The organism is Paenibacillus nanchangensis, assembly GCF_046543445.1.
In the GTDB taxonomy this organism is placed as follows: domain Bacteria; phylum Bacillota; class Bacilli; order Paenibacillales; family Paenibacillaceae; genus Paenibacillus_AQ; species Paenibacillus_AQ nanchangensis.
Window position 1 is genome coordinate 1 of record NZ_JBHOFD010000053.1, and the last position, 20,258, is coordinate 20,258.

The following is a 20,258-nucleotide window of genomic DNA, read 5'->3' on the forward strand; positions in this document are numbered from 1 at the left end:
TTCAGACCGGTAGCGTTCTCGCCGACACGCCGCTGCGAGTACTCGAATCTGGGCGTCACCGCAACGTCGATATTCTCTTTAGCACGGCGACGAACGAGGTAGACTGGTGGGTTATCAACGCGACCGAGCAGTTCGACCCGGGCAGCATCGACAACCTTGTTGACGAGCTGGTAACGAAGTCGCGGATCCCTCGAAGCCGTGCTCGGAGTATCGTCGCCGCCTACGACGTCAACGGACGTACTCCGGTCGAAGTACGCGGGGCGCTCTTGACCGACTACATCTATACCCTACCCGCCGCACGGGCAGCGCTCGCCCACGCCGCTGCAGGCGGCAACGCCTACCTGCTCTCCGTTGGCCCTGTCGAGGGTGCGCCGGCCGTACATGGCACGGAGATGTACGGCATCGTCGGCCAGCAACGCCCTCGACATAGCGACGAGCAAGCCATCCGGGACACCTTCGTCCGCGACGCACTTCTCGACTTCGCCGCAGGTAACCACGGCCGTCTTTGGAACCCTGTGACTACGGAACCTATCACACATGGGATCGGCAACCCGCCATTCGATCCCACCGGCCATGCGGCCGAAGTCCTGCGCATCTTCGCGGGCATTGAACGGCCCTGAACTGACCCAAATGCGCACGGGGACACGTACCGATCCAACTCACTTAGCAGCGCCGGAGGCCCCGCCGGCAGCACATGAGAAATTGAAGAAGCGGGTTGTCACCAGAGGCTACGGACGAATGCTGGCGGCGTGCTTAATTTCTGCCCTTTTTTAACTAAGTGAAAACAAGGGGGCTTTCAAATTATGCTACGGCGCATCCGATATTATCAAATCACCTTCACGAGAATAAATAAAACGAAAGAGGTAAAACGATGAGTAATAAGCAAGCTATCATTGACCAGATAATAAAAAATGAAAAAACAATTAATGAGCGTTGGAACGAAGGAGACTTTTTTGGTTTTTTAGATTGTTATATCGATGACGTCACTTTTGTAGATCCCGGTATTCCCAGCATGTTTCAGAGTCGTGAAGAAGTTAGAAAACATTTGGAACCTAATTTTCCCTATAAAGAATTTCCGATTGTGAAATCTGAATATTATAATGAAAAAGTTGTAGTAAGTAATGGAGAGGATATGGCAGTATTAACTTATAATCTCCTTAACCATATACAAGGGAAAAATGGAAAGGTGTTACCCTTACCACTTTGGCATTGCACCCAAGTTTATCAACTTATTAAAGGCGAGTGGAGAATCATTCATAATCATTGGTCTTTTGCGCAAGTACCGGAATTGATGAAAAGTGTACAGGCTATTTTTGCTGAATTGGCAAAAGAAAATTAAGCTGTGCCGGAGGACAGAAACATTGTGTTATTGAAAGTCGCTATTATAGCGGCTTTTTTGTTTTATCGGACTAAGTTCTTGTCCCGAGTCGAGGACAAGAACTTAGTCCGATTATCGCGGCAAGAGTCCTAATAGGCAGAAACGCAGAAACTCTAAGGCAAATTCTCTGACAGCCTACTCAATATTTGAGTTTAAAGGACCTGCAGGTGCTCTTCGAGATACGGTCCCTACGGTGGAACTGCACGATTAAACGAGTAGCCAGGTTGGCCATTCTGGGGAGTATAGGGTGGCGGTTCCGGAAGAACTCTTACAGCCGTTGCTCTGCTGATTGATTAACTAGGGCCGTGAGGACTCGTCCCGCGCAGCCAGGCTAACCATCCTCAAGGGCGCCGGCAGGCGGATCCGGAAGAGCTTCCTGCAATTGCTGCCCTGTAGATGAATCAACCGGAGCCTTAAGCATCCGCACTCCCGGAGCTCAGCACGCAAGCCATATACCTCACGGTTCACCTTGCAGCGTTGTCGGCAGCCGTTTTGCGGATGAACTGTCTGTAGCTGTTGCTGTGCAGATCGATCAAACGGAGCCGTGGGCATCTGCACTCCTGGAGCCCAGCAACCAGGGAAGAATATACTGCCATAACTGCAGGACATCAGCCATCTTGAAGCGCGCTAGCTAGGCGCTGGCCGGCTTTGGAAGAGCTCCTTCAGTTGAGTAAAATTGCATGCTGTATACCATAAGAGTAGGGCAGTGAAGGAGCCAAAATGCAACTTATAAAATAATTCCTACGAACATCTAAGTATAATGTATGCCTATTGGTGAAAAGAACATAATCCCATAAAAGCCCGTGCCTAGCGCCGCTTTTTATGTGGCATCTCTTGATCAGAAGGACATTACATTATGAAAGGTTAGCTTGCAAACTGTGACCTTACAGATGGTACACTAGTGTTCAGCTAATCCATAGATAGGCAGTTCCGGCTTATCATAGTTAACTAAGCCTATTAGATTCTCTAGGCTTTTTATTTAGCAGATTCTTAGCTTTTTAATTACTAGTTCTTGCCAAGAGCGGTGACTTTTAACGTTTTTGCTACTCAAGTCTCAAGACCAGAACACAAAATCATTTTAAAATTAAATAGATGTTGTTCTAAGAAAAGCACGTTTAATTACTCAGTCGGAGGAGCCGCTATTTTGAGAAAGCTATCATTCGTTATCGCCATTATCCTGTTAGTTGCAATGTTGTCCGCTTGTTCTTCCGTTTCATCCACCAGGGATCAAGCCCCTGCAGGCATTACGTCCAGCGAGAGCAAAGAGATCGAGAAATACAATGCGTATGTGATGCTGAATAACTTGATGACAGGTAGTATTAATGAGGTGCTGGTTCATTATTTCGAGAAGTTCGGAGTGGATACGCAGCCTGTCATCGAGAAGAACTTCAGCTTCATTATGCTCGGCGTTGCCGAAACCGAGCGTGAAGTTGTTGATAAAGCGAACGGATATACCTCAAGCCAACCTGCTTTTGCGAACGCAGACCCTGTGGTGACCAAACTGACACCAGTCATCAAAGAATTGTTGTCTATTCTGGATGAAATGAAAGCCTACTATGATACAAGAGGCTACGTGGATGATGATTTCGCAAAAGGAAAACAGCTGCATACCAAGCTGGTAAATGCCAACCTCGCTTACGAGACTGTCGCCAACCAATACTTCATAGCTTTGCAAAAATTGGGTAACGAGCAGCGACAGGCTGAACTGCAAAAACTCAAGGATGCAGACCAGCAGATCAGGTATAATGCCTTAAAATTCATGATAGATGCAGAGGCTACAGCCATTGAAATGGATGAGCAGGGAATCGCTGCCGGCAATGTGCTGCAGCTTGATATGACTAAGTTTAAAGCCAAATACGACATCATGACCGCAGATCTGAATGCGCTCATGACCATCTCAAAAGACAAGGAACGTATTCAAAAAGAAGGGATTAACAGCTTCAGTATCGAGAACTATGTTCATTCAGCCACAGAGGCCAAAGCGGCCGCTTCAAAAATCATTGAACGCATCAATAAGAAGGTGCCCGTATCTGATTCAGACCTGAGCGGCCAGTTCCTGCACACTACGGATGGTACACCTGAGAACTTCAATTACCTACTAAGCAAGGCAGTCGAACGATATAATGAAATGAATTAGAGTGCGCTTACTGATGTAGCAAATAAAGTAGAGCTGCCCGCTCCGATACTGGTGCTGGCGGCTCTGCTTTAATTTTTTTGCGTAAAGATAAACATCTTGCTTCAAACGGGTAAGACACGGAATCTGTAGTTGATATTGCGGATTTCGTAACTTGAAGTGAGGTGCTGACAAAATTAGCAGAAAGGACCAGCTGCGTGTCTCCAGAGATTTAGCGGTTGCGTGAAATATATGTCACGCAAATTCAGTATTAAGGACAAGAAAAAAATTGGTGCAGAGTGAACCGGCAAAATTGAAAACTCTTTTCTGAAAAAAAGGAATACAAACAAAAAAACGGAGATACTGAAGACTATTACTCCTCAAAATGGCCTTTGAGATACATAAGAGGGGAGTAATTAAGAAATCTTATTAGAGGATAATCACAGTTCTTTTCATTCATTATCGAATTAATCTTTTAAAAGGTTTATGCAATCGTTATAGGGGGCATTAAATCGATACATTGACATATGTACAAAATACGGGTTTTGTGAGGAAGTAGTAAGTTAAATAACTGAATCGGCTATTAACCGGCCACTTTTGTGCCTATTAGCATAATCATTTGTTCTAACTTTCAAATGTGCAGCTTGATCGCTTGAGCTTTGTTAACTTAACCAGAGTTCAAATTCATTTTAAACTGAAAATGCGTTTCTTCAATATCGTCATCGTCATTATCATCGTCATTATCGTAATCATCATCGTATTGCAATCATCCAGTTCATTTATAAATATCATTACATTCATTATCCATTTATCATTTTTTATCATTTATCAGCCATTATTGATGTTCATTATTCTGATTAGCCATCATTTATATATAATATTATGTTATCAGTTATCAATCAGAAATCAGGCTATTATATCCCTGATCCACAATCCACTTATCGCATTACTTTTTCCCCTTTCCTTCTCCTACATTGTGAATTTTATCACTATATCTTTTCTTCACGCATCTTAATCACTATATAACTATCTTCATCTCATTATTCACTTCATCCTTCACTTCATTATTCACTTCATCATCACCTCATCTTTACCACATTTATAATAACTTAATCTTTATCATCACCTAACCATCTCACAACCATCCCTTCCAAATCAAATTCGCCTCGTTCCTTTACACACAGTATAATAAGAAAAGAACTGTTGTATCCGATTCAATCTTTCAAGGGAGCAAAATATGATCAAGACGATATCCGACATCGCGCAAATGGCCGGGGTTGCTAAAAGTACGGTCTCCCGCTACCTTAACGGCGGACCCGTCAGCGAACAGACCCGGCAAAAAATTGAGCACATTATTAAGGAACAAAATTATGTTCCAAATACTTTCGCGCAAAGTTTAAAAGCCAAGCGAACCACTATTATCGGGACGGTTGTTCCCCGGCTGGATTCTTTTGCAACGTCCCAGACACTTATGGGGATCGACGAAGAGCTACGTGCTGCACATTATCAAATGCAAATCGCCAATGCCAATCAGGACATTGACCGTGAAATTGAAGCCATATATGACTTTGCCAGACAAAAAATATCGGGAATTATCCTGCTCGCCGCCCAAGTTACACCGGCTCATCTCACTGCGATCAAGGAAATCAATATTCCCGTTATCCTGGTAGGACAGCAGCATGACCGGCTGTACAGCTTGGTGCACAATGACGATCAGGCCGGGTATTTGATGGGCCAGCACATTTTGGCTAAAGGCCACCGAAACATTGTCTATTTAGGGGTTACGGAAAAAGATGAAGCCGTCGGCATCCGCAGAAAAAAAGGCTTTCAGACCGCGCTGGCTGCCTGCACCGGCTGTAACGCGCGTTATTACGAGACCAGTTTTAAAATGTCGGAGGCCGTTGCCGCGGCCGCGCAGATTTTTGAGGCGCCACTCCCCTCCGTCATCGTTTGTGCCACTGACAACATCGCATTAGGTGTTCTGAAGGCTGCGCATATGAAGAACATCCGCATTCCTGAGGATTTATCCGTCACAGGGTTCGGGGGTTACGATATTACAGAAATCATCCACCCGGCGCTGACTACGGTAAAATACCGCTATTTCCAAGCCGGCCAGCAGGCCGCCCGCAGCATGATCGATTTGGTGCTGGACAAGCCGGTCCCCCCGCTTACCATCATGGATGTTGAATTAATTGAACGAGAAAGCGTTGACAATTTATCCTCTCATCCACTATTATAGTCATACAGGAACCGGTTCCACCTTCGACAAGAGAGATGGACCGGATCTATTTTCGCTTTAACTGGAACCGGTTCCGGTGTTTGCTTCTGTTCCGGTGCCCTTTCACTTTTATCACGGCGTTTTCCAGCGCCTATTATTTTTGATCGGCGTGGAACCGGTTCCGCCGACTGCAGGCCATTTAACAAAGGCCGATAATTCAACAAAATGGAGAACCAGCAATGAAAATGACAAAAGAAGACAAGTACAGGCTCCTGGATCAAGCCAAGCATGGCGAACTCGAACGGCTGCGGGAAATCGTTAGTCAAAGTCCTTGGCGGCAAAGTTATCATATTCAGCCCCCTACCGGACTGCTGAACGATCCTAACGGCTTCTCCTACTACCAGGGAGAATATCATCTGTTTTATCAGTGGTTTCCGTTTGGTGCCGAGCATGGAATGAAACACTGGTATCATTTAAAATCGGCTGATTTGGCGGAGTGGCGCGATATGGGTACCGCTCTAGTGCCTGGCGGCCCTTTTGATTCGCATGGCGCCTACTCTGGGAGCGCGATCATCAAAGATCACCGGCTTCATCTCCTATATACCGGCAACACCCGGGACGAGAACTGGGTAAGACACCCCTACCAGTGCCTCGCCTATATGGATGGAGATGACGTCATCACCAAGCGGGACCAGCCGGTTATCCCTTCCGTGCCTCCGGGTTATACCGATCATTTCCGGGACCCGAAGGTTTGGCAAAACGGCGATGAATACTTCTGCATATTAGGGGCTCAGCGGACGAACCAAACCGGCTGTGCGGTATTTTATCAATCAAAGGATCTAATCCACTGGGACTTTAAAGGAGAAATCAAAACAAGCCTGCCCGAATTCGGCTATATGTGGGAATGCCCAGACTACTTTGAGTTGGACAACCAGGGCGTGCTGCTGTTTTCCCCGCAAGGTCTGGCTGCTGAGGGAGACCAATACCACAATATTTATCAGACGGGTTACCTCACCGGGTCACCTCTCAACACGGCTACAGGGGAATTCAGGCATGGGCCGTTTGAGGAGCTGGACCGTGGATTTGATTTCTATGCCGCTCAAACCATGGAAGCGCCGGATGGACGCCGGCTGCTTGTAGGCTGGATGGGTTTGCCTGATGTGGAGTACCCCACGGACGCACACGAGTGGTCAGGCTGTCTGACCCTTCCCCGTCAACTGACACTCCGCAGCGGGAAGCTGATTCAACAGCCGGTTCCGGAACTCGCCAAGCTCCGCAAAAACCAGCTCACCGCCCAGCTGTCCTTGAACAATCAAACCCAACGGCTGAACGGGTTCGATGGCACCGCTTATGAGCTGTGTTGTGAAGTCACAGACTTTGATGCGGACTCGTTTGGGATCGAATTTCGTGCCGGAGACCAGGAGAAAACGGTGCTGCAGTACGACAGCATCAACAAAAAAATCATTTTAGACCGCTCCTTATCCGGAGAAGCTTTGAATGAAGTGAATGGCAATGTCCGGCGGTGCAATTTTGAGGCGGACACCATTACATGGCATCTGTTCGCCGATACCTCCTCGGTCGAGATTTTTGTAAATGACGGAGAAGAAGTGTTCACCAGCCGCATTTTTCCCAGTCCGGAGAGCCGGGAGATCCGGTTGTTTTCCAATAACGGCAACGCCAATTTTAATGTAATCAAATGGGATCTTTAGGATAGAGAGGGGAACAAACGCAATGTCCGATTATCAGCAAATCGCCAAAGAAGTCGTTGACGCGGTGGGCGGCAAGCAAAACATCGCCTCCTTTGCCCATTGCGCGACACGTCTGCGTATCATGGTTCACGACAAGGAAAAAATCAACCAACCGCAGGTTGAAAATATCGATAAGGTCAAAGGCGCATTTTTTAACTCCGGCCAATATCAGATTATTTTTGGCACGGGTACGGTAAACCGGGTGTTTGAGGCTGTGGAGAAGCTCGGATTGGAAAGCACCTCTACTGAGGATCTGAAGGGTCAGGGTAAAAAACAGGGCAACGCCTTCCAGCGCGCCATCCGCACATTTGGTGACGTATTTGTGCCGATCATTCCCGTGCTGGTTGCCACCGGTCTGTTTATGGGTCTGCGCGGTCTGCTGACGCAGCCGCAAATCCTGGAATGGTTCGGAATGACCGCCGATGAGATTTCGCCGAATTTCCTGCTGTTCACCCAAGTGTTGACGGATACGGCGTTTGCCTTTTTGCCTGCGCTGGTCGCCTGGTCGACGTTCCGGGTCTTTGGGGGGAGTCCGGTTCTCGGAATTGTCCTGGGCTTGATGCTGGTGAATCCGGCGCTTCCCAACGCATATAGTGTTGCCAACGGATCCGCAGAAGCCCTTACGATGTTCGGTTTTATTCCAGTTGTTGGTTATCAGGGTTCGGTCCTGCCTGCGTTCTTTGTCGGTTTGCTTGGCGCGAAATTTGAAAAATTTCTGCGAAAGCGAATTCCGGATGCGCTTGACCTGATCCTGACGCCGTTTATCACTCTGCTGGTGATGATCACCCTGGGACTGTTCGCGATTGGCCCGGTCTTTCATTCCCTTGAAGAATGGGTGCTTCACGGCACGATGGCCGTAATGAATCTGCCGTTCGGCATCGCCGGTTTGCTTATCGGCTTTTTGCATCAGATTATTGTGGTTACGGGTGTGCATCATATCTTTAACTTTTTGGAGATCCAGCTGCTCGAGCAAAATGGCAGCAATCCGTTTAACGCCATGATTTCCGCAGCGATGGCAGCACAAGCAGCGGCGTGTCTTGCCGTTGGCCTGAAGACCAAAAACAAGAAGCTGAAGGCCCTTGCCCTCCCGTCTTCGATGTCGGCGTTTTTGGGCATTACCGAACCTGCGATTTTCGGTGTGAATCTGCGTTATATGAAACCATTTATCATGGGTCTGATCGGCGGAGCGGTCGGCGGCTTCCTCGCTTCCCTGTTTCACCTGGCGGGAACAGGCATGTCCGTCACCGTTATCCCCGGCACCCTGCTGTATTTGAACAGCCAGCTGCCTTTGTATCTTTTGTCGCACGGTGTGGCAATGGCCATCGCTTTTGTGCTCACGTGGATGTTCGGTTACAAAAACGAGGGTTTGCAGGTGGAAGAAGAATCCCCTGCCGTACAAGAAGCGGCATTAGCAGCAGCCAACACTGCAACTGTTACTGTGACGGATATAACGGAACTAAAATCGGAACCTGCTCCCGGCATCCTGCAAGTGCTTGGTATTCCTTCCCCGATTACAGGTAAGGCGGTTCCGCTTACGGAAGTACCGGATCCAGCCTTTGCCGGCAAGCATATGGGAGAAGGCATTGCGATTGAGCCTGCCGAAGGAAAGGCCTTTGCGCCTTTTGACGGAACCGTCGCCCATGTGATGGACAAAAGCAAGCACGCAGTCATTCTGGAGCATGAAAGCGGCGTTCAGCTGCTGATCCATATTGGAATTAATACAGTTTCTTTAAAAGGCAACGGCTTCAAAACCTTCGTAAATACCGGAGACAAGGTGACCAAAGGCCAGCTTCTGATCGAGTTTGATATGGAGGCAATTCAGGCAGCGGGACTGCCGTTAATAACCCCTGTGCTCGTCCCTTCCGGGTTGGACGGTGTAGAACAAGTTCTGCCTTCCCATGAAGGCCCGGTAACAGCCGGTCAGGAAACAGTTATTACAGCAGAAGTAATGAAAGCTTAGCTTAGAAATGAAAATGACAACAGCGGCAGCCAAGGACCAAACAATTAAAGTCCAAAACTGCCGCTGTTTTTTTGTGCTACCTACTCCGCTATTCCCGTTCATTCAACAGCCATCCCAATCAAATTTCCATCTATAGGTGTAATTTCAATCCTTCATGTGTTGCTTTAAACCCTAATTTTTCATAAAAATGAAGCGCTTCGGGTCGCTGCTTATCTGTCGTAAGCTGCACCATTTGACACCCGCGCTCTTTCGCGCGTTGAATGGCCCAACCGATTAACATGGATCCTACGCCTTTTCCGCGTTCCGATGATTCGACACGAACCCCTTCAATAGTAGCTCTCCATCCTCCTTGATGAGTAAGGTATGGAGTAAAGGTAACCTGCTGGACACCGACCACCTCTTCGCCGTAACAAGCCACAATCAGTTTGTTATTGGGGTCTGAGTTAATGGCTTGGAAGGCTGTTATATAACGTTCCGGCAGAGGCTCAGTGTACACTTCTCTTGTCTTTCCTAAAACATCGTGTGAAAGCAGATACACAATTTTGTTAAGGTCTTGAAGGGTCGCTTCTCTAAATGTAACTAGGTTTGTATTCATTAAATCCCCCGTTTCTCCTCTCTCGATTTCAATTGACAACTGTACAGATGGCCCCGTACAATTCCTGTATTCTACAGACAACATGGAATGGGAGGCCTGCTGAATTGATTTATCTTGATTATAACGCAACCACTCCGATCGATCCCGCTGTAGCGGAAGCGATGCTGCCGTACCTGTACGGCGATTTTGGCAACCCCTCAAGCAGTCACCGGCTGGGAAGCTCGGCGAAACAAGCGCTGGAGCACGCCCGCGGGCAGGTAGCCGGGATGCTGCATGCTGAGTCTTCCGAAATCGTATTTACCAGCGGAGGCAGCGAATCCAACAATATGGCGATAAAAGGAGCTGCATTAACCTTTAAGCCGAAAGGCCGCCACATCATCACAACGGTGATCGAACATCCGTCCGTGCTGAATCCGTGCCGTTTCCTTGAGAAAAACGGATACCGGGTCACCTACCTGCCCGTCGACCGCTATGGTGCCGTTGATCTGGATGAGCTGGAGCGGGCGTTTACGCCTGAAACGATCCTGGTCACCGTCATGCATTCCAACAATGAAACGGGAACGCTGCAGCCAATCCGGGACATCGCCAGGTTATGCCGCAGCCGCGGCGTCTTTTTCCATACGGACGCTTCGCAGTCTGCAGGTAAAGTGCCGCTGAATGTCCAGGAGCTGGGAGTCGATGCGCTAACGCTTGCGGGGCATAAAGTATACGCGCCAAAAGGAATCGGTGCACTGTACCTGGCCGGCGGACAACGGCTTGAGCCATTGATCCACGGCGCGGGACATGAGCAAGGCAGACGTGCCGGGACGGAAAATGTGCTGCTCGCCGCCGGCCTTGGCGCCGCTTGCGAGCTTGCTGCCCGCACCGATTCCGCACCTGTGGGCGAGTTGGCCGCTTACTTTTACGGTGAACTGCAGCGGCGGTATGGGGGACGGCTTCAGCTGAATGGCCACCCTGAGCAGCGGCTGCCGAACACCCTGAATCTGAGTATTCTCGGAACAGACGGGCAGCAGCTGCTCGGCTCCTTGCAGGAGGTGGCCGCTTCGACAGGTTCCGCCTGTCATTCAGGGACGACGGAAATGTCGCCAGTGCTGAGCGCTATGGGCGTTAGCGAACCCGCGGGACGGGCTGCAATCCGCTTCAGCCTTGGACGGTACACAACCCGCGAGGAAATTGACGGCGTGCTGAGTCAGCTTGACACAGTTTTGACGGCAGGCCAGCAGCGTTCCTTGGGGGTTACGGAGTGACCTTACCGACGGAGAAGCGTAAACCCGCTGCAGAACACAAGTCCGCTGCAAAACAAGCCCGGGAAGCCGCTGCCTACGCGCCTTATATCGCCGACCCTATACGGCGGCAGCAGCTTCACCGGCGAACACTGCTTACGGTGGCCATCTCCCAGGTGTTCGGCGGGGCCGGACTGACCGCAGGCATCACCGTTGGCGCCCTGCTGGCACAGGAGATGACCGGAAACGACCGGTTGACCGGACTGCCAACCGCTGTATTTACAATCGGCTCTGCCGCCGCTTCGCTTCTGGTCGGCCGCCTTTCCCAGCGGAACGGCCGGCGGACCGGTTTAGCAGCAGGCTTTATTACGGGCGGAATAGGCGCTGTGGGCGTCGTCCTCGCCGCTCTTTCCGGCAGCCTGCCGCTGCTCTGCTTGTTTTTGCTGCTGTATGGAGCCGGTGCAGCAACGAATATGCAGGCGCGTTATGCCGGTACCGACCTGGCCGAACCGGATAACCGGGCCAAAGCGGTAAGCATGGCGCTTGTATCCACCACGTTTGGCGCCGTAGCGGGTCCCAATCTGGTGGAGCCGACGGGGCGGCTGGCCGCATTTGCTGGTTTGCCGCCGCTTACGGGTCCGTTTCTGCTGGCCGCTGCCGCTTATATCTGCGCGGGGCTGATTTGTATGCTCTGGCTCAAACCGGACCCGCTGCTTGTGGCAAAGTCCATAGCCACTGCTGCCGTCCCATCTGAGAGCGGCAAGCCTGAAGGCTCCTCCCCCCCTGCGGAAACCTCCCGCAAATCCTCACGGGGCTTAACTGTAGGAGCCACCGTAATGGTGCTGAACCAGCTTGTGATGGTGGCCATTATGACCATGACGCCGATACATATGAAGCATGCGGGACACGGCTTACACGCTGTCGGATGGGTCATCGCCCTGCATGTTGGTGCAATGTATCTCCCTTCGCTGGTTACTGGCTACTGGGTGGACCGGATCGGCCGCACCCGGATGGCAATGCTGGCGGCGTTGACCCTGCTTGCCGCAGGACTAACCGCGGCATTTGCACCGACTCACGAATTTTGGGCCATCGCCGCCGCGCTGATTTTGCTGGGACTTGGCTGGAATTTCGGGCTTATCAGCGGAACGGCGCTGATCGTGGATGCAACCACGCCTTCGAACCGGGCCAAAGTTCAAGGCAGCGTCGATGTCTTTGTCGCCCTGTCAGGTGCTGCGGGCGGCGCAACTTCCGGCATGATCGCGGGAGCGGCGAGCTTTTCTTTTTTGTCCATATCGGGCGGATTGGCCGCACTGCTGCTGCTTCCTATCGTGTTGTGGTCTGTCCGGTCCGGCTCCACCAGTGAACAACGTTCACGGTAAACGTAAGACGGACGTTTCCCCCCACTCCCAACTAACAAAAAACCGTTTCAGCCCTGGAGATACTTCTCTCGGTGGCTGGAACGGTTTTTTCAATATTCACCATACCGCAAAGCCGACCGCAAAGCCGGCTGACGTTTTCCCCAGGTCACCTAAAACAGTATGAAATAACTTTTTATATATTAAGTTAACATAATTATATTTATGTAATCAAAAACACTATACGCTGATTACAACTTAAACCGCACCTCATATTCGCAGTGCTCGTCGCCGTTTACGTTGCATTTAATCTCGCGGACCATCACCTTGCGCTCCGAAACTTTATTGATTGCCCCTTCGAGTATCGCACCCTCCAGGTCGCATACCATTTTCTCATCCAGCACCGGCAGTCCTTTGCAAAAACAATCCTCCACCGCAATCCGCAGCTTCTCCTCGTCCTGGTACACGATGCTTGGAATCCCGATCTGCAGCTCTTCAAACAGCTTCAAAATATCTTCAATCGACTCCCCCGGCAGCGATTCTCCGATTTTGCGGCCAATTGTCAGGGTGGTCCCTTTTCCGCCCATCGGAAGCGCTTGATGCATGCCGATCAGCCGGATCGTGCGGAACAGCTCCAGCGGCACCTGCGGGCTCAGCTTGTCCCGCTGAATGGATTTCATATCCTCATAGGTAAACGTCTCTTTCATTCGTTTTCCTCTCCTTTTTCACTCTGACTGAAACGCCCTCATCGTATCACACCCCCGCCGGAAACGAGTGATCTGGCGCACATTATTTTCAAATTGTGACTGGAATCACAAGGCGCACCTCTGATCTGATTTATCCTTTTTTATGGAAAATAAATACCGGTTACACCCGGATCGTACGCCCGCTTAAGGGCGGAAGACGAATTCAGGAGGCAAGGACATTGGACAAAATCGCAGTCAACTATGAAAAAATGTATTACGGATTTCCGGTTGTGTTCATCAGCTACTATGACCGGAACGGCCACCCTAACGTTACTCCCATTTCTTCTTCCTACACACTGAAGGACATGATGATGCTCGGCTTCAACACCAAAGGATATGCCGTTGGCGAGATCAAAGAGGTCAAGGATTTTGTGGTCAACCTGGCCGCCGCTTCCCAGGCGGAAGCGATGGATTACTGCGGAACCCGGAGCGGACGGGACGTACACAAATTTGATGAAATCCCGCTGACGCCCGTTCCTTCCGCCAACGTAAACGCGCCGCTGATTGAGGAATGCCCGGTATCGATAGAATGCTCGGTAGCCGAAGTTGTGGAAAGCGCCGAGTTTCCCGGCATCACCCACATTATGGCCCGGATCAAAGGTCGTCTGATTGCACAGGAGCTGTTGGATGAACAGGAACGGCTTAAACCGTCCATGCTGGACAACATTGTGTATGCAGGCGACGGCGTGAAGCGGGGTTACCGCTACTTGAGCAAAGTGCAAGCGCCCCTGTAATGTTAACCAACCTACAAATTTAACTAACCAATAAAGTTAGCTTGCCCCACCCTAACCAACCAGGAGGTAAAAAAATATGAACACCGGCACAACCAACCGGCTGGCATCCGAGCCGTCCATGTTTTGTTTTCAGTGTCAGGAAGCGTCCAAAGGCACAGGCTGCACCATCGTTGGCGTCTGCGGCAAACCGCATGATGTCGCCAATCTGCAGGATTTACTTGTTTATACGATTAAGGGATTGGCTCTGCTCTCGCAGGCAGGCGATTTGCCCGCCGAGCTGGAACGCCGGCTGTCCGTCTTTACAATGGACGGTTTGTTTGCGACGATTACGAATGCGAATTTCGACCGGCGTTATTTTGTCGATAAAATCCGGGAAGCGCTTGAACTGCGTACGGAGCTGCAGCATGCCCTGAACGCTTTGGGCGAAAAAGCCCTGCATCAGCCGCTCCCGCTCCACGACGCAGCCGTGTGGAATGCAGATTCAGAAGAAGCTTTTGATGCAAAAGCCCGGACGGTAGGCGTCCTGTCCACCCCGAATGAGGATATCCGCTCGCTGCGGGAACTGCTGACCTACGGCCTGAAAGGGATGGCCGCCTATCAGTATCACGCTTACCAGCTGGGTTATACCGACGTTGAAACGGAGCGGTTCATGCGCCGCGCCCTGGCCGCCACGCTTGACGACTCCTTAAACGCGCAGCAGTTGGTGGAGCTGAATCTGGAAGCGGGCAAATACGGCGTAGCGGCGATGGCGCTGCTGGATGGAGCCAACACCGGCACTTACGGCCATCCGGAAATGACGAAGGTCAAGATTGGCGTTGGCAGCCGGCCGGGGATTTTGATCAGCGGTCATGATCTGAAGGATTTGGAAGAGCTGCTGAAGCAGACCGAAGGAACCGGCATCGACGTTTACACGCACAGCGAAATGCTTCCCGCCCATTATTATCCGGCGTTCAAGCGGTTCGATCATTTTTACGGCAACTACGGCAACGCCTGGTGGAAGCAGGCCAGTGAATTCGAGTCGTTTAACGGCCCGATCCTTATGACCACAAACTGCATTGTTCCGCCAAAAGACAGCTACCTGCACCGCCTGTACACCACCGGTAATACGGGATACCCCGGGGCCAAGCATATTCCGGACGGCGAACCGGGTTGTCCGAAGGATTTTTCGGCCGTCATTGCACAGGCGTTGACCTGCCCGCCGCCAACAGAGATCGAGACTGGTGAAATCATCGGCGGGTTCGCTCATAATGCAGTAATGAATGTAGCAGATCAAGTGGTTGATGCGGTCAAGACCGGCGCGGTCCGCAAATTCGTTGTTATGGCTGGCTGTGACGGACGCATGAAGTCGCGGAATTATTACACCGATTTTGCTCGGCAGCTTCCGCAGGATACGCTTATTCTGACGGCGGGCTGTGCCAAATACAAATACAACAAACTTGAACTCGGTGACATCAACGGCATACCGCGTGTTCTGGACGCGGGCCAATGCAACGATTCTTATTCGCTTGCCGTCATCGCCCTGAAGCTGAAGGAAGTGTTTGGCCTGGACGACATCAACGACCTGCCGATCGTCTACAACATTGCCTGGTATGAGCAAAAAGCGGTGATTGTCCTGCTTGCGCTCCTTCATCTTGGGGTCAAAAACATTCATTTGGGTCCGACGCTGCCCGCCTTCCTGTCGCCTAACGTGGCAGAAGTGCTGGTGAACAATTTCGGCATCGGCGGGATCTCAAGTGTTGAAGAGGATCTGGAAGCATTTATTGGAGCGTAACAGATCTGGAAGCGCTCATTGAGGCTTAATAGAAGTGAAAAAGCATCACCCACACCGTTATGGCTTGGGTGATGCTTTTATTGCGTTAGGCGTTCCGCCCATTACCCTGACTATTCCCGTTCAGCAGCGCTGCGGCAAGCTGGGTGCGGTTTTTCAGTCCGGTTTTCTGCAGCATGGTTTTGATATGTTTTTTTACGGTGGACTCGCTCATATAGAGCTTTGCGGCTATTTCACTATTCGTGTGGCCGTTAATCAGGAGCTCTGCTACCTCCGTTTCTCGGGGAGTCAGTGGAAAAAGATGACCCTCACCGCCAGACCGCCCCCCGCCATCCTTTTCCCAAGGTCGGGCTGTTTGCGTCACGTCTGGTTTCGCTGGTTGGGCCGCTTGTGTCATTGACAGACTTGGATCAGAAGCAGCTCCTCCCCCTCTATTGTTTGAGTTTGAATTCCCGCTCCCCTGTTCACCTGTTTCGTCCTCCGTGACCCGCTCCAACCAATCGATCAGGCCTTCGCCTCTCGTATCCAGCAGATATGTCTCGGAAGCGGCATCCCCGCCATAGGCACCGTGTTCTGCGCCAGCTACCGGGGTAAACCCCAAATTCACATAAGACTCCCGGAAAAATGGCAGCGGCGGCGGTGAAGCCACCAGCAGCGCTCCTTCCAGCATCCATTCCAGCAGCAGGTGCACCAGATCGGAGCGCAGCTTCAAATCGGATGGATCGAAAATATCCATCCCCATGATAAACCAAGCGCGGGAAGACTCTCCGTTCTCTATGCATTCCATAATCCGGCAGAAAGCAGACGACAATGGAGCCGTCCGCAGATACGGCATCGTTGCCGGAGTAACGGGAACCAGCGCCGCAAGTCCCACCAGATGGCCGTCGGCGTGACGAAGCAGCCGGACCGATCCCTGCTGTGCATGCACGTCAGACAGCTGCCACAGCTGCACCCGCAGGCGCATCTGCTCGGCGGACAGCTGATATCTAAACGAAGTACCGGACTCAGGGTCGGCACATACGACATGCCCGCTGCCGCTGGAGCTTAATCTGCGGGCGATATACGCTTCCGCCTCATTTTGTGTGTCCGGCCGGAGTTCTTCCCAGTAGTTCCCCGACTCCCGGCTGTGCCGAAAATGGGCGCGCAACACTGGATTGCCGACCTGGCCCAGCAGCTCCGCCACTTCACGGGAAGGCTGTCTGCCGGCGCGCCTAGCGGCTGAAATCCGCTGCCTCAGCACCGCCACGGCACGTAAACGGTAAGCAGCAAATGCTGCCGGCATCCGAAGCCGCAGTTCACCTGCGACCGTCTCACGTACCAGATCATGCAGCTGCCAGCCTGCGGCACTGCGGCGGACAAAGGATAAGCCGATCAGCCGTTCGAACATCAGCGCGCCAACGCCGCCGCCGGTCATCGCTGACAGCAGCTCCTGATCAAAGGAATGCGGCACCGAAGCCGCATAAACGAGCGCTCTGATGTCTTCATCCGATACCTCCGCCAGCCAGTGACGCATTAACTCCTGCAGCGTATCCGAGCTGTTTTCCGGACGTCTGAGACCTTGTGGAGCCTGATTCAGCGCTGCCAGAAGGGACAAGGCTAACGGATGGCCCGAGCACTGCAGCCATAACTGGTCGGTAAGGTCACGGTCAACAATCCCCCAGCCCTGAAGATAAGCGATCGTCTCCTGATAGGTCAGATCATGCAGTGGGAGCGCAACAATCCATCTGCGCCAAAAAGGAGACAGCGTCCAGGCTCCGCCAAGCGGATCCCGGCCGGAGATGACGATCAGAATCCCGGTGTGCAGGGACCCAAAAACATGCTCTCGCAGCCAGGCGTCCAGGCTGCCCGCATGTTCATATTGATCCAGCGCCAAAACGACTCTGCAGGCGGTCGCTTCCTGGTTGAGCAGCCGGAGGGCGGTTGCTTCAAGCTCAGGTTCGCCGGTTCCGTATCTCCCTAACTGGGCAGCAAGCAGAGTAAGCCAATTCGCGGGGCTGCCAAGGCTATCCCGCATGTCGATTTGCAGAAACAGGGCGTTTTCCTGACTGGCAATTTCCCGGTACCGGCCCAAGAGCGCACTTTTACCGACGCCGCCAATTCCCGACAGATTCAGCAGCTTGACTCCGTCAGCCGGCATCCTCAGCATCCGCCTGAAATAGGCCTGCTCAAACCCCCGGCCGACAAAACGTTCGGCCTGTGCTCTTCCAATGGCTTCGCGTATGGTCTCAAATCCGCCGGATTGCTGGGCACTGTCCGGGCAGATTGGATGTACTCCGCGGTTATATTCGTTCATTGCCGTCCCCCCGGACCCTAATTTTATCCAAAAGTATACTACGGAACGAACCGGTTGGACAGTACTTGGCCGCAGTGCTTGATGGTACAGTTGATGCAAATAGCAAAATGAAAGGGTGACTAAAAATGACACGAACAACAATCCACGGCGGCAGGACTTCGGCACTCCTATCTTCTGCTGTCCGCTCTGCTGGACAAACCCAAACGCCGTCGGATGGCGAATCCGGCCACGGGAATGTTGACCTTGGTATGCAGTCTGAGCGTTCCTCTGCTGCCAGGATAGACGAACAACCGGTCCGGCTCAGCGGTGCTGAGATTCTGCTTCATGCTGTGGTAGAAGCCCAAGTCGAATGTTTGTTTTCCGCCTCCGCTGTACCTGACTTTTTAACACGCATTCTTCATGACAGTCATCCCAAGCTGCGCTGGATTTGTACAAGACATGGACAAGGTGCTATTCACGCGGCGGATGGTTACGCCAGAGCGACAGGCAAAACTGGGGTGTGTTTCGGCAGCGCCGGGTATGGTGCAACGGACTTGGTAACTGGAATCGCCACGGCTTTTATGGATAGTGCGCCGCTGGTCATCATTACTGTAAATGTCCCTTTGGGCCAGGACGCTACTGGCAAGGCGACGGATCAGGATTTTGCGGACATCGCGGGCATTGTGCAGCCCGTAACCAAACACAGCTATTTTGTACACCGGATTGAAGTGCTCGCCGGTACGCTGGCGGAAGCTTTTTATCTGGCCTCCACCGGGCGAAAAGGGCCGGTTCATATCGATATCCCCGCGGATATTTTAGCCGCTGAAGCGTTGTATACCGTTCCTGAGATTTCTGAGACTCCGAAACTCCCTAAGCACGCTCCGGTTCCCGGCTATTCTCCTTTACCAGAACCCGACCAGACAGCGGTTCGGCGGCTTGGCGAAGCATTACTTCAAGCGGAAAAACCGCTGATTCTGGCAGGTGCAGGCGTTCTCCACGCCGGGGCGCATGAGGAGCTGGCCGAGCTGGCGCATCTGCTCCGGCTCCCGGTGACCACTACCCTGCTCGGGCTTGGCGTGTTTCCGCCGGACGACGAACTGTGGCTCGGCATGCCGGGGATGCACGGGACTTACGCCGCCAATCAGGCGCTGATCCGGTGTGATCTGCTAGTCTCCTTGGGCGCCCGATTTGATGACCGCGTGACCATGCGGCTTGACGGGTTTGCACCGGATGCAATCATCGCTCATGTCGATATCGATCCGGCAGAAATCGGCAAACTGGTGCCGACCCAGCTCCCGGTATGTGGAGACGCGAGGGTTGTGCTGCGGATGTTGATCGAAGAGGTCCAAGCGTTGATGCAGGTCCGTCTGAATGAACCGGAAGCCAGCGAAGAAGCGAACGACAGCGAAAAAGCGGACAAGGAAAAAACCGGGTCTGCACAGCGGCATACCACCTGTAAAGAGCCATGGTACCGCACTAATGCCTGGCTGCGGGAACTAAGCGCCTTCCGAACCGCTCATCCCTTGGCCTATGACCGGAATGCCAACAAACTAAAACCCCAATACGTAATTGAACTGATCTCCCGCACCACGCAAGGACAGGCGATTGTTACTACGGATGTGGGCCAGCATCAGATGTGGGCGGCGCAGTTTACTGCGGTTACAGCGCCCCGCCGCTTTATTACGTCCGGCGGCCTGGGTACGATGGGATTTGGCCTGCCTTCCGCCATCGGCGCACAGGCGGGCTGCCCTGACCGGATCGTCGTGTCGGTCAACGGCGACGGAGGCATGCAGATGTGCGCACAGGAGCTGGCCGTCTGCGCCGAACTTGGCCTGCCGGTAAAAGTCGTTGTTTTGAACAACCAGACGCTTGGCATGATCCGGCAGTGGCAGGACTTGATTTATGAGGGACGCCGCAGCCATATCGATCTGGCCGGGAGCCCGGATTTTGTGAAGCTGGCGGAAGCTTACGGCATTCCCGGTCTGCGCGCCGACTCTTCTAAAGCGGCTGAAGCTATGTGGAACAAAGCGCTGAACATTCCGGGGCCAGTGCTGATCGATTTTATGATTGACCCGGGAGAATTGGTGCTGCCGATGGTTCATCAGGGGAAATCGTTAAGCGATATGATGCTCTGGGAGGAACAATAAC

Annotated in this window: 14 protein-coding genes and 1 pseudogene; 11 read left to right on the top strand and 4 right to left on the bottom strand. The window is 52.0% G+C overall.

The window, feature by feature from the left end; translation table 11 throughout:
* From ACE6ED_RS27545 to ACE6ED_RS27570, 6 genes are all read left to right on the top strand, one after another.
* Positions 1 to 620, top strand: a 620-nt coding sequence (locus tag ACE6ED_RS27545; RefSeq protein ID WP_458782642.1) for an alpha/beta hydrolase family protein, incomplete at its 5' end; no start/stop codon positions are given.
* A 251-nt stretch (positions 621 to 871) separates the two neighbouring features.
* Positions 872 to 1,339 carry a YybH family protein gene (locus ACE6ED_RS27550; protein ID WP_410830659.1) on the top strand — a complete coding sequence of 156 codons (468 nt, stop codon included), beginning with the start codon at positions 872 to 874 and terminating at the stop codon, positions 1,337 to 1,339.
* Positions 1,340 to 2,522: 1,183 nt separating this feature from the next.
* On the top strand, positions 2,523 to 3,515 hold the full coding sequence (locus tag ACE6ED_RS27555) for a YiiG family protein (protein WP_410830660.1): 993 nt from the start codon (positions 2,523 to 2,525) through the stop codon (positions 3,513 to 3,515).
* Positions 3,516 to 4,728: 1,213 nt separating this feature from the next.
* Positions 4,729 to 5,730, top strand: coding sequence for a LacI family DNA-binding transcriptional regulator (locus ACE6ED_RS27560; protein WP_410830661.1), 1,002 nt, complete (start codon positions 4,729 to 4,731; stop codon positions 5,728 to 5,730).
* Between the two features lie 218 nt (positions 5,731 to 5,948).
* A complete protein-coding gene (locus tag ACE6ED_RS27565; protein WP_410830662.1) occupies positions 5,949 to 7,418 on the top strand; it encodes a glycoside hydrolase family 32 protein in 1,470 nt (489 codons plus the stop codon).
* A 22-nt stretch (positions 7,419 to 7,440) separates the two neighbouring features.
* Positions 7,441 to 9,417 (top strand): sucrose-specific PTS transporter subunit IIBC, encoded by a 1,977-nt coding sequence (locus tag ACE6ED_RS27570; protein ID WP_410830663.1) that lies wholly within the window; start codon positions 7,441 to 7,443, stop codon positions 9,415 to 9,417.
* Between the two features lie 130 nt (positions 9,418 to 9,547).
* Here ACE6ED_RS27570 and ACE6ED_RS27575 read toward each other — a convergent pair whose 3' ends face one another.
* Positions 9,548 to 10,012 (bottom strand): GNAT family N-acetyltransferase, encoded by a 465-nt coding sequence (locus tag ACE6ED_RS27575; RefSeq protein ID WP_410830664.1) that lies wholly within the window; start codon positions 10,010 to 10,012, stop codon positions 9,548 to 9,550.
* A gap of 104 nt (positions 10,013 to 10,116) precedes the next feature.
* Here ACE6ED_RS27575 and ACE6ED_RS27580 point away from each other — a divergent pair, with 104 nt between their 5' ends.
* Together ACE6ED_RS27580 and ACE6ED_RS27585 are read left to right on the top strand one after the other, a co-directional pair.
* Positions 10,117 to 11,259, top strand: coding sequence for a cysteine desulfurase family protein (locus tag ACE6ED_RS27580; protein WP_410830665.1), 1,143 nt, complete (start codon positions 10,117 to 10,119; stop codon positions 11,257 to 11,259).
* An 86-nt stretch (positions 11,260 to 11,345) separates the two neighbouring features.
* A complete protein-coding gene (locus ACE6ED_RS27585; RefSeq protein WP_410830685.1) occupies positions 11,346 to 12,614 on the top strand; it encodes an MFS transporter in 1,269 nt (422 codons plus the stop codon).
* Between the two features lie 227 nt (positions 12,615 to 12,841).
* On the opposite strand, the gene ACE6ED_RS27590 is transcribed toward ACE6ED_RS27585, so the two are convergent.
* The gene (locus ACE6ED_RS27590; protein ID WP_410830666.1) at positions 12,842 to 13,297 is read right to left on the bottom strand and encodes a V4R domain-containing protein; all 456 of its coding nucleotides are present in this window, start codon (positions 13,295 to 13,297) and stop codon (positions 12,842 to 12,844) included.
* A gap of 218 nt (positions 13,298 to 13,515) precedes the next feature.
* On the opposite strand from ACE6ED_RS27590, the gene ACE6ED_RS27595 reads away from it, so the two are divergent.
* Both ACE6ED_RS27595 and hcp read left to right on the top strand, forming a co-directional pair.
* Entirely contained in the window at positions 13,516 to 14,070 is a 555-nt protein-coding gene (locus ACE6ED_RS27595) for a flavin reductase family protein (RefSeq protein ID WP_410830667.1), read from the top strand.
* A gap of 76 nt (positions 14,071 to 14,146) precedes the next feature.
* The gene (hcp, locus tag ACE6ED_RS27600) at positions 14,147 to 15,841 is read left to right on the top strand and encodes a hydroxylamine reductase (protein WP_410830668.1); all 1,695 of its coding nucleotides are present in this window, start codon (positions 14,147 to 14,149) and stop codon (positions 15,839 to 15,841) included.
* On the opposite strand, the pseudogene ACE6ED_RS27605 reads toward hcp, so the two are convergent.
* Together ACE6ED_RS27605 and ACE6ED_RS27610 are read right to left on the bottom strand one after the other, a co-directional pair.
* Positions 15,838 to 15,894: pseudogene (locus ACE6ED_RS27605) on the bottom strand (hypothetical protein); the annotation flags it as partial. The gene hcp and the pseudogene ACE6ED_RS27605 sit on opposite strands and share 4 nt — an antisense overlap.
* A gap of 32 nt (positions 15,895 to 15,926) precedes the next feature.
* The gene (locus ACE6ED_RS27610; RefSeq protein ID WP_410830669.1) at positions 15,927 to 18,131 is read right to left on the bottom strand and encodes a helix-turn-helix transcriptional regulator; all 2,205 of its coding nucleotides are present in this window, start codon (positions 18,129 to 18,131) and stop codon (positions 15,927 to 15,929) included.
* Positions 18,132 to 18,379: 248 nt separating this feature from the next.
* On the opposite strand from ACE6ED_RS27610, the gene ACE6ED_RS27615 reads away from it, so the two are divergent.
* The gene (locus ACE6ED_RS27615) at positions 18,380 to 20,257 is read left to right on the top strand and encodes a thiamine pyrophosphate-dependent enzyme (RefSeq protein WP_410830686.1); all 1,878 of its coding nucleotides are present in this window, start codon (positions 18,380 to 18,382) and stop codon (positions 20,255 to 20,257) included.
* Position 20,258: the final 1 nt, after the last annotated feature.